Annotated in this window: 17 protein-coding genes and 1 pseudogene; 9 read left to right on the top strand and 9 right to left on the bottom strand. The window is 55.1% G+C overall.

Annotation, left to right across the window (positions count from 1 at the left end):
* Positions 1-76: 76 nt before the first annotated feature.
* Entirely contained in the window at positions 77-2,527 is a 2,451-nt protein-coding gene (locus ACXKZG_RS23930) for a heavy metal translocating P-type ATPase (RefSeq protein ID WP_061704436.1), read from the bottom strand.
* 259 nt (positions 2,528-2,786) lie between these two features.
* Here ACXKZG_RS23930 and cadR point away from each other — a divergent pair, with 259 nt between their 5' ends.
* From cadR to arsC, 4 genes are all read left to right on the top strand, one after another.
* Positions 2,787-3,245: a Cd(II)/Pb(II)-responsive transcriptional regulator gene (gene cadR, locus ACXKZG_RS23925; RefSeq protein ID WP_192073433.1), complete on the top strand. Its 459-nt coding sequence runs from the start codon at positions 2,787-2,789 to the stop codon at positions 3,243-3,245.
* Between the two features lie 262 nt (positions 3,246-3,507).
* Positions 3,508-3,861: a metalloregulator ArsR/SmtB family transcription factor gene (locus ACXKZG_RS23920; RefSeq protein WP_006785991.1), complete on the top strand. Its 354-nt coding sequence runs from the start codon at positions 3,508-3,510 to the stop codon at positions 3,859-3,861.
* A gap of 96 nt (positions 3,862-3,957) precedes the next feature.
* Positions 3,958-5,241: an arsenic transporter gene (locus ACXKZG_RS23915; protein WP_006785992.1), complete on the top strand. Its 1,284-nt coding sequence runs from the start codon at positions 3,958-3,960 to the stop codon at positions 5,239-5,241.
* Between the two features lie 49 nt (positions 5,242-5,290).
* Entirely contained in the window at positions 5,291-5,719 is a 429-nt protein-coding gene (gene arsC / locus ACXKZG_RS23910) for a glutaredoxin-dependent arsenate reductase (RefSeq protein WP_039389871.1), read from the top strand.
* 56 nt (positions 5,720-5,775) lie between these two features.
* Here arsC and arsH read toward each other — a convergent pair whose 3' ends face one another.
* The 6 genes from arsH to ACXKZG_RS23880 all read right to left on the bottom strand — a co-directional run bounded on the left by arsH (position 5,776) and on the right by ACXKZG_RS23880 (position 10,844).
* Positions 5,776-6,498, bottom strand: coding sequence for an arsenical resistance protein ArsH (arsH, locus tag ACXKZG_RS23905; RefSeq protein ID WP_061716754.1), 723 nt, complete (start codon positions 6,496-6,498; stop codon positions 5,776-5,778).
* Positions 6,495-6,830: an ArsR/SmtB family transcription factor gene (locus ACXKZG_RS23900; RefSeq protein WP_039389876.1), complete on the bottom strand. Its 336-nt coding sequence runs from the start codon at positions 6,828-6,830 to the stop codon at positions 6,495-6,497. The genes arsH and ACXKZG_RS23900 overlap by 4 nt, the downstream gene beginning before the upstream one ends.
* Positions 6,831-7,349: 519 nt before the next feature.
* Positions 7,350-8,186: an aminoglycoside O-phosphotransferase APH(6)-Id gene (locus ACXKZG_RS23895; protein ID WP_000480968.1), complete on the bottom strand. Its 837-nt coding sequence runs from the start codon at positions 8,184-8,186 to the stop codon at positions 7,350-7,352.
* The gene (gene aph(3'')-Ib / locus ACXKZG_RS23890; protein WP_001082319.1) at positions 8,186-8,989 is read right to left on the bottom strand and encodes an aminoglycoside O-phosphotransferase APH(3'')-Ib; all 804 of its coding nucleotides are present in this window, start codon (positions 8,987-8,989) and stop codon (positions 8,186-8,188) included. Before aph(3'')-Ib ends, ACXKZG_RS23895 begins: the two co-directional genes overlap by 1 nt.
* A 106-nt stretch (positions 8,990-9,095) precedes the next feature.
* Positions 9,096-10,225 (bottom strand): IS3-like element IS1133 family transposase gene (locus ACXKZG_RS23885; RefSeq protein ID WP_085959879.1). Its coding sequence is split into 2 segments (ribosomal slippage): positions 9,096-9,979 and positions 9,979-10,225, totalling 1,131 coding nucleotides; the frame shifts between segments, so codons are not numbered across the junction.
* A gap of 64 nt (positions 10,226-10,289) precedes the next feature.
* Positions 10,290-10,844: a recombinase family protein gene (locus ACXKZG_RS23880; protein ID WP_096207643.1), complete on the bottom strand. Its 555-nt coding sequence runs from the start codon at positions 10,842-10,844 to the stop codon at positions 10,290-10,292.
* Positions 10,845-10,868: 24 nt separating this feature from the next.
* Between ACXKZG_RS23880 and ACXKZG_RS23875 the strand changes: the two genes are divergently transcribed.
* Together ACXKZG_RS23875 and ACXKZG_RS23870 are read left to right on the top strand one after the other, a co-directional pair.
* Positions 10,869-11,573 carry an IS6-like element IS26 family transposase gene (locus ACXKZG_RS23875; RefSeq protein WP_001067855.1) on the top strand — a complete coding sequence of 235 codons (705 nt, stop codon included), beginning with the start codon at positions 10,869-10,871 and terminating at the stop codon, positions 11,571-11,573.
* Between the two features lie 351 nt (positions 11,574-11,924).
* Complete coding sequence (locus ACXKZG_RS23870) at positions 11,925-12,053, top strand: type VI secretion protein (protein WP_001260374.1); 129 nt, start codon at positions 11,925-11,927, stop codon at positions 12,051-12,053.
* Positions 12,054-12,108: 55 nt separating this feature from the next.
* On the opposite strand, the gene tet(C) is transcribed toward ACXKZG_RS23870, so the two are convergent.
* Positions 12,109-13,284 carry a tetracycline efflux MFS transporter Tet(C) gene (tet(C), locus tag ACXKZG_RS23865; RefSeq protein WP_000841448.1) on the bottom strand — a complete coding sequence of 392 codons (1,176 nt, stop codon included), beginning with the start codon at positions 13,282-13,284 and terminating at the stop codon, positions 12,109-12,111.
* 92 nt (positions 13,285-13,376) lie between these two features.
* On the opposite strand from tet(C), the gene tetR(C) reads away from it, so the two are divergent.
* From tetR(C) to ACXKZG_RS23850, 3 genes are read left to right on the top strand one after another with little or no spacing between them, the layout of a single operon-like run.
* Positions 13,377-14,036: a tetracycline resistance transcriptional repressor TetR(C) gene (tetR(C), locus tag ACXKZG_RS23860; protein ID WP_001038045.1), complete on the top strand. Its 660-nt coding sequence runs from the start codon at positions 13,377-13,379 to the stop codon at positions 14,034-14,036.
* Positions 14,023-14,316 carry a helix-turn-helix domain-containing protein gene (locus ACXKZG_RS23855; protein WP_089591181.1) on the top strand — a complete coding sequence of 98 codons (294 nt, stop codon included), beginning with the start codon at positions 14,023-14,025 and terminating at the stop codon, positions 14,314-14,316. Before tetR(C) ends, ACXKZG_RS23855 begins: the two co-directional genes overlap by 14 nt.
* A gap of 36 nt (positions 14,317-14,352) precedes the next feature.
* The gene (locus ACXKZG_RS23850) at positions 14,353-15,057 is read left to right on the top strand and encodes an IS6-like element IS26 family transposase (protein WP_001067855.1); all 705 of its coding nucleotides are present in this window, start codon (positions 14,353-14,355) and stop codon (positions 15,055-15,057) included.
* A 45-nt stretch (positions 15,058-15,102) separates the two neighbouring features.
* On the opposite strand, the pseudogene ACXKZG_RS23845 reads toward ACXKZG_RS23850, so the two are convergent.
* Positions 15,103-15,216: pseudogene (locus ACXKZG_RS23845) on the bottom strand (recombinase family protein); the annotation flags it as partial.
* Positions 15,217-15,333 lie beyond the last annotated feature (117 nt).

Below are 15,333 nucleotides of genomic sequence, written 5' to 3'. Positions count from 1 at the left end.
GTAGCATAACGCAGACAATATAAGCCAACTACGTCTCCTGTCACTGCCCGCCCTAATCCGATAGGCAGCAGCCCTGCTAATTACGCAACAGGCGCAGGCCGTTTGCTACAACAAGCAGGCTTGCTCCCACATCCGCGAATACCGCCATCCACATGGTCCCCATACCTGCAATGGTCAGGGCCAGGAACACTGCCTTGATCCCAATAGCCATAACGATATTCTGAACCAGAATGTTATACGTCTGCCGGGAGAGTCGGACAAAAGCCGGAATTTTACGCAAATCATCATCCATGAGGGCCACATCGGCAGTCTCGATGGCGGTATCCGTGCCCATTGCACCCATGGCAAAGCCGATATCGGCGCGGGCCAGCGCCGGTGCATCATTGATGCCGTCGCCCACCATGCCGGTCGTGCCCTGCGCCGTAAATGTTTCTACAGCACGCAGTTTATCTTCCGGCAGTTGATCCCCCCGCGCCTCATCGATACCAACCTGACCGGCAATGGCCTGCGCAGTGTGCGCATTGTCTCCGGTCAGCATGAGCGTTTTAACACCCAGACTATGCAACTGACTTATCGCCTCGCGGCTGCTTTCCTTCACCGTATCAGCCACCGCAAACAGCCCTAGCACCTGATGAGTGTCACAGAGCATGATGACCGTTTTACCCCCAGTCTCCAGTTCCGTTAGTGCAGCCCTGACCGCTTCCGGACAGCGCACCGTTTCTTCAGCCAGCCTCAGATTGCCCAGACTGTAGGTTTGACCGTTGATGACGCCGCGCACGCCGCGGCCTGGCAGAGCCTCAAAGTTTTCCACTTCATAACGCTGAATGCCATCTGATGCCGCCGATACAGCCTGCGAAACCGGATGATCGGAGTAACCTGCCAGGCTCACAGCCAGACTGCGCCCCTCATCTTCTGCCACCCCGGTATAGATAATCACATCCGTCTGTACCGGCTTACCGTGCGTCAGGGTGCCGGTCTTGTCGAGCGCCAGCCACTTCAGCTTTCGGCCTTCTTCAAGATAAACGCCGCCCTTGATCAATATCCCCCGGCGGGCTGCTGCCGTCAGGCCACTGACAATGGTCACTGGCGTGGAAATGACCAGCGCACAGGGGCAGGCGATAACCAGCATCACCAGCGCCTTGTAAATCCACTCCTGCCAGCTTTCACCTGCAATCAGCGGTGGGAGAACGGCAACTGCGACGGCAATAGCAAACACCACAGGGGTATAAATTTGTGCAAAGCGATCAACAAAGCGCTGCGTAGGGGCTTTTGCCCCCTGCGCTTCCTCCACGGCATGAATGATACGCGCCAGCGTGGTATTTCCGGCAGCGGCCGTTACACGGTACTCAAAGCCACCGGAGCCGTTGACCGTCCCGGCGAAGACCGGGTCACCTTCCCCTTTATCCACCGGCAGACTTTCGCCGGTAATAGGTGCCTGATTAATGGCGGTCCTGCCCCGGACCACCGTGCCGTCGAGAGCGATACGCTCGCCCGGTTTTACCCTGACCACGCTGTTAAGGGATACAGACCTGGCCTCAGTTTCTTTCCAGGAGCCGTCCGGTTGCTGAACCGTGGCCGTTTCAGGCGTCAGCTTCATCAGAGAGCCGATGGCATTGCGGGCGCGATCAAGAGATTTCGCTTCAATCAGTTCCGCAATCGTGAACAGCACCATTACCATGGCGGCTTCAGGCCACTGTCCGAGCGCCAGCGCCCCGGTGACGGCAATACTCATCAGGGCGTTGATATTCAGGTTGCCGTTGCGAAGAGCAATCCAGCCTTTTTTGTACGTGGACAGGCCACAGGCCGCAACGGCAGCCAGAGCAAGAGCCGCTTCCAGCCATTCCGGCATGCCCGCCCAGTGCATGGCTTCGGCGGCGATTGCCGCCACACCGGCAAGCGCGAGCGGCCACCAGTGTTTTTTCTTTTCCTCAGTGACCGCGTGCCGGCCATTACTGTCAGGAAGTTCAGGTTCAAAGCCCAGAGAACGAATGGCGGCCAGAACCGGCTCCAGCGTATCCGGTGCGTGAACCACCGTCAGTACACGCTGCATAAGATTGAAATCCAGTTCCTTGACGGCTGACATGCCGTCCAGCTTTTTACGGATCATGCCCTCTTCAACCGGGCAGTCCATCTGCATGATCCTGATACTGGTACGCACCCCGTCAGCGGTCACCTGCTGCGTCTGCAGCTCACCGAATGTGACAGGGGCAGGCGAGCAGCAGGAACCGCCGGTATTTTCCGCCTCACGGCCTGAGCAGCAGCTGCCTTCAGGCTGCATTGCTTTATCAATCGGTTCCGGGTCAAAACCCAGCGAGCGCACCGCCTGCAGAACCGGTTCCAGCGCCTGCGGTGTATGGGTCACGGTAAGCACCCTCTGTATCAGATTGAATTCAAGATTGCTGACGGCAGGTAATTTTGCCAGTTTTTTTCGGAGGAGCGTCTCCTCCGTCGGGCAGTCCATCTGCATGATGCGCAGACGCGTCTGAACGTCATCGTTGCGGGGAAGCTCTGCAACCGGTTCGGACATCTGGCTCAGTCCGTCCGTTGAGCAGCAGCTCCCGGTGCTGCAACAGGCCGGTGTGGTCTGAGTCGTTTTTGGTGGCATTTTCCCTGAAGCCTCAGTCGGGGCAGTGGCGGTATTTTTAACAGACGCCTCCTCTCCGGTTGCGGCTGATCCACATTTTTTATTACTGCAGCAGTCACTCATTTTTTTATCCCGTTCATAACGTATACTGGCATTAAAGACCCTGATGTAACTACAGGGTCAAGCTCAGAAGAGGTGTGATATGAAAATTGGTGAACTGGCCCGCCAGGCGGGATGTCCTGTAGAGACGGTACGTTATTATGAGCGAGAGGGGCTTCTGCAGGCCGCATTGCGGGACCAGACTAATAACTACCGCCATTACGATAGCGCACATCTCGAAAGGCTTATGTTTATCCGGCGCTGCCGGGCGCTCGATATGACCCATGAAGAAATCCGGGTGTTGCTGCAGGCGCGCAGCCAGCCAGACGCAGACTGCGGTACGGTTAATGCCCTGATAAATGAACATCTGAACCACGTTCAGGCCCGTATTCGTGAACTGAATATACTGGAAAAACAACTATTTGAGCTCCACAGCCACTGCAATGCCAACCGGGCAACACGGGACTGCGGTATTCTGCGCGAACTGGAGCAGGCAGAAGAGCCTGAGGATATCGTGCCGGTTATCACTGCAGGTCATCTGGCCGGAAGACACTCTTACTGATGCTGCTTTCTGCCATAAGTAGAACGGTTCACTAAAGAAACAGGCTTTTTTTGTGATGTTACTTCGTCATGCCCGACCATTAAGGCAGCTGAAAGTGTGCTGCCGTTAAAATCTGTGTGATATCGTTTAACCGCTATTCCCTCATTAAGCTGTACTGAAAAGCCTGTAAGCACGTCAAAACATATATGAATTTATAAATATAAAGTTGACCTTTCGTCTGCAGCAGACGAGACTTGTTGCTGTCCGCCACGAAGGAGAAATTATGCCGTCACTTCTGCCCCTGCAACTTTTTAAGAATCTTTCTGACGAAACCCGGCTCAGCCTGGTGCTGTTGTTGCGCGAAAAAGGGGAGCTTTGCGTCTGCGAGCTTGTATCTATCCTGAAAGAAACACAGCCAAAAATATCGCGGCACCTGGCCCTGCTCAGAGAGAGTGGACTGCTTATCGACAGGCGCGACGGCAAGTGGATCCATTACCGGTTATCGCCACACATGCCTGCGTGGGCAGCAGCGGTCATTGAGCAGGCATATCTGTGTCAGCGGGATGAAATTCTTCATCTCAGTCAGCAGGCTGAGCGTGATAACGCAACCACCAACGGCAAAGCTGTCTGCATGTAAAAATTTTATCTAAACACATTCGATTAAACGCATATATTTACAGGGTACAGTTAGCAGCCCGCTTCAACGGGCAGTTATAATTAAGAAGGAGAGGGTATGTTTCTGGCGGGTGCGATTTTTATTCTGACGCTGGTACTGGTTATCTGGCAGCCGAAAGGACTCAGTATTGGCTGGAGTGCCGTTATCGGCGCCGCGCTGGCGTTGCTGACCGGCGTAGTACAAATCGGGGATATTCCGGTGGTCTGGCAGATTGTCTGGAACGCCACGGCCACGTTTATTGCGGTCATCATTATCAGCCTGCTGCTCGATGAGTCCGGCTTTTTTGAATGGGCCGCGCTGCACGTTTCCCGCTGGGGAGGCGGCAGGGGCCGGCTGCTGTTCACGTATATCGTTCTGCTGGGTGCGGCAGTGGCGGCGCTGTTTGCCAATGACGGAGCCGCGCTAATTCTGACGCCGATCGTTATCGCCATGCTGCTGGCGCTGGGCTTCAGCCCCGGGGCCACGCTGGCGTTTGTGATGGCGGCCGGGTTTATCGCCGATACCTCCAGCCTGCCGCTCATCGTGTCAAACCTGGTCAACATCGTCACGGCAGACTTCTTTAAACTGGGTTTCAGCGAGTATGCCTCGGTGATGGTGCCGGTGAATATCGCGTCCGTGGCCGCCACGCTGGTGATGCTGCACCTGTTTTTCCGCAGGGACATCCCGGACACTTACGACCTGGCGAAGCTGAAGGCGCCGCGTGAGGCCATTCGCGATGCGCGTACCTTTAAAACCGGCTGGATTGTTCTCATCCTGCTGCTGATCGGCTTCTTTGCCCTCGAACCACTCGGCGTGCCGGTCAGCCTTGTGGCCGCGGTGGCGGCGTTTATTCTCTGGCTGGTAGCCCGGAAAGGCAATGTGATTGATACCGGAAAGGTACTGAAAGGTGCGCCCTGGCAGATCGTTATCTTCTCGCTGGGCATGTACCTGGTGGTATACGGACTACGCAATGCCGGGCTAACTGATTACCTTTCTGCCGCCCTGAACCGGTTTGCAGAGCATGGCGTCTGGGGCGCAACGCTCGGCACCGGCTTTCTGACGGCGGCGCTTTCATCAGTCATGAACAACATGCCTACCGTGCTGGTTGGCGCGCTCTCCATTGACGGCAGCACCGCTCAGGGCGTGGTGAAGGAGGCGATGATTTACGCCAACATCATCGGCTGCGACCTCGGTCCGAAAATCACCCCTATCGGTAGCCTCGCTACCCTGCTGTGGCTGCACGTCCTGGCACAGAAAAACATTACCGTCAGCTGGGGCTACTACTTCCGCGTGGGCATCGTGATGACCCTGCCGGTACTGTTTGTGACGCTGGCTGCGCTGGCCTTGCGCCTGTCTGTTTAACCTTAACCCCGGAGCTGTGCCTGTGCAGCGCCTTTATGGAGTAACGCTCATGACTGACATTACCATTTATCACAATCCGGCCTGCGGGACGTCCCGCAATACCCTGGCGCTTATCCGCAACAGCGGCACCGAGCCCACGGTGATTCTGTATCTGGAAACACCGCCGTCGCGCGACGAGCTGAAAAAGCTGATTACGGACATGGGCATTAGCGTGCGTGCCCTGCTGCGTAAAAATACCGATCCCTACGAGCAGCTCGGCCTGGCTGAAGACCGGTTCAGCGATGAAGAACTGCTCGATGCGATGCTGGCTCATCCGATCCTCATTAATCGTCCGGTGGTGGTGACGCCGCTGGGAACGAAGCTCTGCCGCCCCTCCGAAGTGGTTCTGGACATACTGCCGGACCCGCAGAAGGGAGCGTTTACCAAAGAGGACGGCGAAGCAGTCATTGATGAGCAAGGGAATCGCGTCAGCCACTGATGTTTCCCTTGGCTGTGACAGGAAAAATGTGAAAAAGCCGGCAGATGCCGGCTTTTTTATATGCTGCGCTGGTTTACCCGCTCAGAGAGCTGCGCAGCACTCTCCTTCCTTTCGCTGTAGCGGTCGGTGAGATAACCATTACGACCGCGCGTCAGCAGGGTGAACTTCATCAGTTCCTCCATGACGTCCACTATGCGGTCATAATACGGAGAAGGCTTCATGCGGCCGTCCTCATCAAACTCGGCCCAGGCTTTTGCAACGGATGACTGGTTCGGGATAGTGATCATCCGCATCCAGCGCCCAAGAATACGCATCTGGTTTACGGCGTTGAAAGACTGTGAGCCTCCGCTGACCTGCATGACAGCAAGGGTTTTCCCCTGCGAGGGCCGGACCGCCCCGGACGTCAGCGGTATCCAGTCAATCTGCGTCTTCATGATGCCGGTCATGGCACCGTGACGCTCAGGAGAGCACCAGACCATCCCTTCAGACCAGAGTACCAGCTCGCGCAGCTCTGCGACCTTCGGATGCGTCTCAGGTGCATCATCCGGCAGCGGCAGGCCGGACGGATTGAATAACTTCACCTCCGCGCCCATGGCCGTCAGCAGCCGTGCGGCCTCTTCCGTGGTGAGTCGGCTGTAAGAGCGCTCCCGAAGCGAACCGTAGAGCATCAGTATGCGGGGCGGATGCGCCACCTCTTCGGCCTTTAATTTCTCTTCCGAAAGGGGCGTATCCAGGAGTGTCAGATCGATATTGTTCAGGGCATCATTCACGTTATTCACAATGGAGTCTCTTTATGGGAAATCTCGGCAGACAGGCTGCAGCTACTGCCACCGGCGCAGCACTCTTCAGTGAGAAAAGCCATCAGCTGCTCAAGCTGCGCATAGCAAGGTCTGCAGAACAAGGTACGACTCTGCCGTTCCTGGCTTATGAGTCCAGCGGACATCAGCGCTGAAAGATGATGGCTGAGCGTGGAGGCAGGAATAGCCAGTCTTTTCTGGATGTCACCCACGGGCAGTCCTTCTGGCCCGGCTTTCACCAGTTCACGGTAAATTCCCAGTCGCGTCACGTGTCCCAGTTCCCTGAGAGCAGCCGCAGCATTTTGTATGTCCACATCATCACCAAATCTATATTTCCAGAATAATGGAAATATAATTTAAAGCGGACTGAATGGTCAAGCCTCTTCCCGCCATAAAAGTGCTGCGCTCAAAAAGAAAGCCTTTTATACCCTGCTAATCCGGCTGCAGTGGCAGAGCATATAAAGCGGCCATAGCTCAGCATTTCGGTAAAATTCCAGCGCTCTGACAACAGCTTTAGCCATAACCGTTTCGCTTCCTCTTGCCAGAAATTCCTGACTCAATAATACTGTTCATATAACCAGTATAATTTAAAGGGGGATTTTTATGTGCTTTACATTTTTTTTTCTAATCCGTACACGGCAGCACCTCCGGGACGCCGCGTTATGAAAGCGGTCTGTTACGCTCAGGGTCTGACACTGTTATGGCCGCCGATTTTTACCCCAAAGGTGGGGTCGTTTGCGGGAGAGGGCGAAATCCTACGCTAAGGCTTTGGCCAACGATATTCTCCGGTAAGATTGATGTGTTCCCAGGGGATAGGAGAAGTCGCTTGATATCTAGTATGACGTCTGTCGCACCTGCTTGATCGCGGCCGCGATAGCTAGATCGCGTTGCTCCTCTTCTCCATCCGCGTTCCAAGCTGCGGAAAGGCACCCATAAGCGTACGCCTGGTCGAGCAGGCGACGCGGATCGACGTCCAGCGCACGAGAGAATGCGTCCGCCATCTGTGCAATGCGTCTAGGATCGAGACAAAGGTCGTCTCTGTCAGCCGGATCGTAGAACATATTGGCGGCGCCAAAGCCCACTTCACCGACCAGACCGACGGGATCTATCACCAGCCAGCCGCGACTGGAGAACATGATGTTTTCATGATGCAGATCGCCATGTAGCCCACGCAGTTCCGAGGCATTGCTCATCATTTGATCGGCTATAATCGCCGCGTGGACGTAGTCAGTTTGACAACCTGCGTTTTGATCATCGCGCGCCCGCTGAAACAAAGCTGCAAAGCGATCCCGGATCGGGAGAAGGGCAGAAGGCAGGGGTTCCTCAGATGCGGCATACAGCTTCGCCATTAGTTCCGCTGCAATTTCGGTCGCCTGGTAGTCGCCGTGCTCGGCAACGATGTGAGAGAGCATTCGCTCCCCGGCATATTCGAGCAACATCAGATTGTTCTCACGACCGAGCAACCGGACTGCTCCCCTCCCATTGCGCCATACCAGATAGTCGGCCCCGCGCAGTTCATCAGCAATGTCTTCTATAGGTTTCAATCCCTTGACGATTGCAGGAGTCCCGTCTGGCAATGAAACTTTCCAAACGAGGCTGGAAAAGGTGTCCGCAATGAGAACAGGTTGCGAAACGTGCCAATGAGCAGGAAAAACAGGCGGCATGAACATCAACCCCAAGTCAGAGGGTCCAATCGCAGATAGAAGGCAAGGCGTTCGCGGTCGGGGGCTTCGATCCCCAATACATTGAATAGGACAGCGAAGGCGCGCTCTGCTTCATCTGGCGCTGCCCAGTTCTCTTCGGCGTTAGCAATCATGAGTGCCAAATCGGCATAGCGATCTGCTGTTCCGAGCCGCCCAAGGTCGATCAGACCCGTGCATTGAAGAGTTTTAGGGTCCACCATGAAGTTCGGCATGCAGGGATCACCATGGCAAACAACCATATCGGTGCGCTCTTGGTCGAGCCGCACCGGTAGCTCTCGTTCGACACGAGCCAAAAGATCGAGCTGCGGCGTACTCTTGTCCTCGTCCGGTAAGAAGTCGGGATTGACGGCATTGCGGGACACCACATCAACGGCGCGTCCGAACATTCGCGACAGCCTGCGCTCAAACGGACATTGATCAACCGATAGGCTGTGAACAGCGCCAAGTTGCTGCCCCATTGACGGCCACGCTTTGAGCAAATCCGCTCCAGACAGATCAGCCGCCGGTACTCCCGGAATTGCCGTTATCACCAAGCATGCACCCTCCTGTTCCTCCTGCCAGTTGATCACCTCGGGGCAAGCCACACCTCGACCTTTGAGCCAAATGAGGCGGTCACGCTCTCCAGCGAGCTCACCGCGGCGGGAAGCAGGTGCGATTTTCGCGAAGGCATGCCCGTCACCACGTCGAAAAACAAAATCACCAGATTCTCCGCCTCTGACAGGCAACCAGTCAGAATGCGATTCACCAAAAAAAATATTAGTTCGATTCAATGGAGGTTCCTTCAGTTTTCTGATGAAGCGCGGAGGTGGCTCAACCTGCGAAAAGAAACGAGTTGCTATGGACTTGCACCGGTTGTGTTCCGGTCTATCTCTCATTTTAAGCGGCTTTTTTCTCAAATGCCACCGGCGATTTCCAGCCGAGTGTTGAATGTCTTCGGCGTGGATTATAAAAGCCATTTATATATTCGAAGATTGCAATCTCAATATCTCGCCTTGTTTGCCAGTGTCTGCGCCAAATCAACTCAGCCTTTAATGATTTAAAGAAGCTTTCTACTGCGGAGTTATCAAAACAATTGCCTTTCCCGCTCATGGACGGCAGCAATTGATGTTTGAGCAGTAGCTTTTGATATTCATGAGCGCAATATTGGCTCCCACGGTCTGTGTGTTGAATACAACCCGGTGGTGGTTTGCGTAAAGCCAACGCCATATTCAGTGCCCTTAATGCAAGATCCTGCTTTAATCGATCACCTGTTGCCCAGCCAATCACGCGACGGGAATACAGGTCAAGGATAACAGCAAGATAGACCCATCCTTCTCTGGTCCAAACATAAGTGATATCGCCTGCCCATTTCTGGTTGGGTGCGCTTGCGCTAAAGTCTTGTTTTAATAGGTTCGGTGCAATGTTGAAGGTATGATGACTATCCGTTGTCCGTTTGAATTTACGCGTTCGAACAACTGTAATGTTATTCTGGCGCATCAAACGTCCAACCCGACGCTGCCCAACCTGCAGGCCCAGCGCTTTCAACTCTTCTGTCATACGCGGCCTACCATAGCTCCCCAAACACAACCGATGCTGCTCACGTATATGCGCTAGAAGTATAAGATCACGACGCTGGCGCAGTGATGGAGGACGGCGTTTCCATGCACGTAAACCACGATCTGTTACGCCCATCAAACGACATATGCGTGAACGTGAGAGAGAGCCACGGTAATCCGTAATAAACTGAAATCTCACAGCTTTTGTACTGCGAAAAATATTGCTGCCTTTTTTAATATCTCCCTCTCCTCCCGAAGGATACGGTTCTCTTTGCGTAAACGTTCATTCTCACGCAGAAGATCAGTGTCTTGGGTAGGAATTTTAGTTTCATCGGAAATTGATGCGATCCATTTCCCAAGCGTGGAAAGCCCAATACTTAAATCTGACGCAACTTGACGGCGTGTTAAGCCACTAGTGAGTGCTATGCGAACTGCATCACGCTTAAATTCATCACTATGCTTTAATGACATATATGGTCTCCTTGATAACAAATAATGCTCTCAAAAAGACCGGAACGAAACCGAGGCAAGTCCACTACGTAAGTCCGAGAACATGCTTTCCATGGTCTCTGAGCTCGCCTTTGGGACCGACATATCGGTAGAGAGTGACGCGCTCGATGCCGAGTTCCTTGCAGAGATCGGAAACTGAAGTATCGCGCTGGGCCATGGCGGCTTGCGCGAGACGCACCTGAGCTTTGGTGAGCGCGAATTTTCGTCCGCCCTTGCGACCGCGCGCTCTCGCGGAGGCGAGACCCGCCATGGTGCGCTCTCGGATCAGATCCCGCTCGAACTCGGCCAAGGTGGCGAAGATTCCGAACACCATGCGACCGGACGCAGTCGTGGTGTCGATCTGAGCGCCCTTTCCAGTCAGAACCCGCAGGCCGATCTTGCGGTCTGACAGCTCCTTCACCGTGTTGACCAGATGGGCAAGCGATCGTCCGAGGCGATCGAGCTTCCAGACCACCAGCACATCGCCGTCACGCAATGACTTGAGGCAGGCAGTCAAGCCAGGGCGATCATCACGACCGCCGGAAGCAAGATCATCATAGATGGCACTGTTGCAAATAGTCGGTGGTGATAAACTTATCATCCCCTTTTGCTGATGGAGCTGCACATGAACCCATTCAAAGGCCGGCATTTTCAGCGTGACATCATTCTGTGGGCCGTACGCTGGTACTGCAAATACGGCATCAGTTACCGTGAGCTGCAGGAGATGCTGGCTGAACGCGGAGTGAATGTCGATCACTCCACGATTTACCGCTGGGTTCAGCGTTATGCGCCTGAAATGGAAAAACGGCTGCGCTGGTACTGGCGTAACCCTTCCGATCTTTGCCCGTGGCACATGGATGAAACCTACGTGAAGGTCAATGGCCGCTGGGCGTATCTGTACCGGGCCGTCGACAGCCGGGGCCGCACTGTCGATTTTTATCTCTCCTCCCGTCGTAACAGCAAAGCTGCATACCGGTTTCTGGGTAAAATCCTCAACAACGTGAAGAAGTGGCAGATCCCGCGATTCATCAACACGGATAAAGCGCCCGCCTATGGTCGCGCGCTTGCTCTGCTCAAACGCGAAGGCCGGTGCCCGTCTGACGTTGAACACCGACAGATTAAGTACCGGAACAACGTGATTGAATGCGATCATGGCAAACTGAAACGGATAATCGGCGCCACGCTGGGATTTAAATCCATGAAGACGGCTTACGCCACCATCAAAGGTATTGAGGTGATGCGTGCACTACGCAAAGGCCAGGCCTCAGCATTTTATTATGGTGATCCCCTGGGCGAAATGCGCCTGGTAAGCAGAGTTTTTGAAATGTAAGGCCTTTGAATAAGACAAAAGGCTGCCTCATCGCTAACTTTGCAACAGTGCCGTTGTAACTCAGAATAAGAAATGAGGCCGCTCATGGCGTTGACTCTCAGTCATAGTATCGTGGTATCACCGGTTGGTTCCACTCTCTGTTGCGGGCAACTTCAGCAGCACGTAGGGGACTTCCGCGTTTCCAGACTTTACGAAACACGGAAACCGAAGACCATTCATGTTGTTGCTCAGGTCGCAGACGTTTTGCAGCAGCAGTCGCTTCACGTTCGCTCGCGTATCGGTGATTCATTCTGCTAACCAGTAAGGCAACCCCGCCAGCCTAGCCGGGTCCTCAACGACAGGAGCACGATCATGCGCACCCGTGGCCAGGACCCAACGCTGCCCGAGATGCGCCGCGTGCGGCTGCTGGAGATGGCGGACGCGATGGATATGTTCTGCCAAGGGTTGGTTTGCGCATTCACAGTTCTCCGCAAGAATTGATTGGCTCCAATTCTTGGAGTGGTGAATCCGTTAGCGAGGTGCCGCCGGCTTCCATTCAGGTCGAGGTGGCCCGACGCAACGCGGGGAGGCAGACAAGGTATAGGGCGGCGCCTACAATCCATGCCAACCCGTTCCATGTGCTCGCCGAGGCGGCATAAATCGCCGTGACGATCAGCGGTCCAATGATCGAAGTTAGGCTGGTAAGAGCCGCGAGCGATCCTTGAAGCTGTCCCTGATGGTCGTCATCTACCTGCCTGGACAGCATGGCCTGCAACGCGGGCATCCCGATGCCGCCGGAAGCGAGAAGAATCATAATGGGGAAGGCCATCCAGCCTCGCGTCGCGAACGCCAGCAAGACGTAGCCCAGCGCGTCGGCCGCCATGCCGGCGATAATGGCCTGCTTCTCGCCGAAACGTTTGGTGGCGGGACCAGTGACGAAGGCTTGAGCGAGGGCGTGCAAGATTCCGAATACCGCAAGCGACAGGCCGATCATCGTCGCGCTCCAGCGAAAGCGGTCCTCGCCGAAAATGACCCAGAGCGCTGCCGGCACCTGTCCTACGAGTTGCATGATAAAGAAGACAGTCATAAGTGCGGCGACGATAGTCATGCCCCGCGCCCACCGGAAGGAGCTGACTGGGTTGAAGGCTCTCAAGGGCATCGGTCGACGCTCTCCCTTATGCGACTCCTGCATTAGGAAGCAGCCCAGTAGTAGGTTGAGGCCGTTGAGCACCGCCGCCGCAAGGAATGGTGCATGCAAGGAGATGGCGCCCAACAGTCCCCCGGCCACGGGGCCTGCCACCATACCCACGCCGAAACAAGCGCTCATGAGCCCGAAGTGGCGAGCCCGATCTTCCCCATCGGTGATGTCGGCGATATAGGCGCCAGCAACCGCACCTGTGGCGCCGGTGATGCCGGCCACGATGCGTCCGGCGTAGAGGATCCACAGGACGGGTGTGGTCGCCATGATCGCGTAGTCGATAGTGGCTCCAAGTAGCGAAGCGAGCAGGACTGGGCGGCGGCCAAAGCGGTCGGACAGTGCTCCGAGAACGGGTGCGCATAGAAATTGCATCAACGCATATAGCGCTAGCAGCACGCCATAGTGACTGGCGATGCTGTCGGAATGGACGATATCCCGCAAGAGGCCCGGCAGTACCGGCATAACCAAGCCTATGCCTACAGCATCCAGGGTGACGGTGCCGAGGATGACGATGAGCGCATTGTTAGATTTCATACACGGTGCCTGACTGCGTTAGCAATTTAACTGTGATAAACTACCGCATTAAAGCTTATCGATGATAAGCTGTCAAACATGAGAATTCGCGAATGAACAAGCTCCAACGCGAGGCCGTGATCCGAACCGCGCTCGAACTGCTTAACGACGTGGGCATGGAAGGTCTAACGACGCGCCGACTGGCTGAGCGCCTCGGGGTGCAACAGCCAGCGCTCTACTGGCATTTCAAGAACAAGCGTGCGTTGCTCGACGCACTTGCCGAAGCCATGCTGACGATAAATCACACGCATTCGACGCCAAGGGATGACGACGACTGGCGTTCGTTCCTGAAGGGCAATGCATGCAGTTTTCGACGGGCGTTGCTCGCTTATCGCGATGGCGCGCGTATTCATGCCGGGACGCGGCCAGCCGCGCCGCAGATGGAAAAAGCCGACGCGCAGCTTCGCTTCCTTTGCGATGCTGGCTTTTCGGCAGGTGACGCGACCTATGCGTTGATGGCAATCAGCTACTTCACCGTCGGCGCTGTTCTTGAGCAGCAAGCTAGCGAGGCAGACGCCGAGGAGCGGGGCGAAGATCAGTTGACCACCTCAGCGTCTACGATGCCGGCGCGCCTACAGAGCGCGATGAAAATCGTCTACGAAGGCGGTCCGGACGCGGCATTCGAGCGAGGCCTGGCTCTCATCATCGGCGGTCTTGAAAAAATGAGGCTCACTACGAACGACATTGAGGTGCTGAAGAATGTTGACGAATGACAGGGGGCGGCAGGTGCGGAGGGCGCGGTTGCTTCGTCATATGAAGCAAAGTCACCTAGCTGAATTAATGGGTGTGGATCAGGCAACCGTGTCGCGCTGGGAGCGGGGCACCCTTGCATTGTCGGATGGGAGGTGGTCAGCGGTTCTTCAATTGCTTACCGGGCCTTCCGATTCATCGTACGACGCTGCGCTGAAGCGTCTGGTGCAATCCTCCGCCCACAAAGTCCATCTGGTAGCGACCGGACACATTGTTGGCACTGTTGCAAATAGTCGGTGGTGATAAACTTATCATCCCCTTTTGCTGATGGAGCTGCACATGAACCCATTCAAAGGCCGGCATTTTCAGCGTGACATCATTCTGTGGGCCGTACGCTGGTACTGCAAATACGGCATCAGTTACCGTGAGCTGCAGGAGATGCTGGCTGAACGCGGAGTGAATGTCGATCACTCCACGATTTACCGCTGGGTTCAGCGTTATGCGCCTGAAATGGAAAAACGGCTGCGCTGGTACTGGCGTAACCCTTCCGATCTTTGCCCGTGGCACATGGATGAAACCTACGTGAAGGTCAATGGCCGCTGGGCGTATCTGTACCGGGCCGTCGACAGCCGGGGCCGCACTGTCGATTTTTATCTCTCCTCCCGTCGTAACAGCAAAGCTGCATACCGGTTTCTGGGTAAAATCCTCAACAACGTGAAGAAGTGGCAGATCCCGCGATTCATCAACACGGATAAAGCGCCCGCCTATGGTCGCGCGCTTGCTCTGCTCAAACGCGAAGGCCGGTGCCCGTCTGACGTTGAACACCGACAGATTAAGTACCGGAACAACGTGATTGAATGCGATCATGGCAAACTGAAACGGATAATCGGCGCCACGCTGGGATTTAAATCCATGAAGACGGCTTACGCCACCATCAAAGGTATTGAGGTGATGCGTGCACTACGCAAAGGCCAGGCCTCAGCATTTTATTATGGTGATCCCCTGGGCGAAATGCGCCTGGTAAGCAGAGTTTTTGAAATGTAAGGCCTTTGAATAAGACAAAAGGCTGCCTCATCGCTAACTTTGCAACAGTGCCTCATAGATATTGTCCCGTTCGACACCTGCGGCGCGCAAGGCGTCGTGCTGCAGGTCGAGAGACTGCGAGCCATCGGCTTTGGAGACGCGGGCATATCCGATCAGCATGTATCACAAACGTTGGTTTGAGGCGGCGCTTCGGCCACGATTGCATTGACCTCTGGAAATGTATCTCAACCAGCTTCATAAACAAAGCGTCTTGAACGCTATCAGATTTTGAAAAAG

The sequence above is a fragment of the Erwinia sp. 2186 genome (assembly GCF_057812255.1).
The sequence above is the reverse complement of the archived record's forward strand: the minus strand, read 5'-3'. Positions and strand labels throughout refer to the sequence as shown.

Excerpts from the sequence above, each read along its gene's own strand:
- ACXKZG_RS23930 (WP_061704436.1), bottom strand. The coding sequence starts at position 2,527 with ATGTCCGAACCGGTTGCAGAGCTTCCCCGCAACGATGACGTTCAGACG.
- cadR (WP_192073433.1), top strand. The coding sequence starts at position 2,787 with ATGAAAATTGGTGAACTGGCCCGCCAGGCGGGATGTCCTGTAGAGACG.
- ACXKZG_RS23920 (WP_006785991.1), top strand. The coding sequence starts at position 3,508 with ATGCCGTCACTTCTGCCCCTGCAACTTTTTAAGAATCTTTCTGACGAA.
- ACXKZG_RS23915 (WP_006785992.1), top strand. The coding sequence starts at position 3,958 with ATGTTTCTGGCGGGTGCGATTTTTATTCTGACGCTGGTACTGGTTATC.
- arsC (WP_039389871.1), top strand. The coding sequence starts at position 5,291 with ATGACTGACATTACCATTTATCACAATCCGGCCTGCGGGACGTCCCGC.
- ACXKZG_RS23895 (WP_000480968.1), bottom strand. The coding sequence starts at position 8,186 with ATGTTCATGCCGCCTGTTTTTCCTGCTCATTGGCACGTTTCGCAACCT.
- ACXKZG_RS23880 (WP_096207643.1), bottom strand. The coding sequence starts at position 10,844 with ATGATAAGTTTATCACCACCGACTATTTGCAACAGTGCCATCTATGAT.
- ACXKZG_RS23875 (WP_001067855.1), top strand. The coding sequence starts at position 10,869 with ATGAACCCATTCAAAGGCCGGCATTTTCAGCGTGACATCATTCTGTGG.
- ACXKZG_RS23870 (WP_001260374.1), top strand. The coding sequence starts at position 11,925 with ATGCGCACCCGTGGCCAGGACCCAACGCTGCCCGAGATGCGCCGCGTG.
- ACXKZG_RS23855 (WP_089591181.1), top strand. The coding sequence starts at position 14,023 with ATGTTGACGAATGACAGGGGGCGGCAGGTGCGGAGGGCGCGGTTGCTT.
- ACXKZG_RS23850 (WP_001067855.1), top strand. The coding sequence starts at position 14,353 with ATGAACCCATTCAAAGGCCGGCATTTTCAGCGTGACATCATTCTGTGG.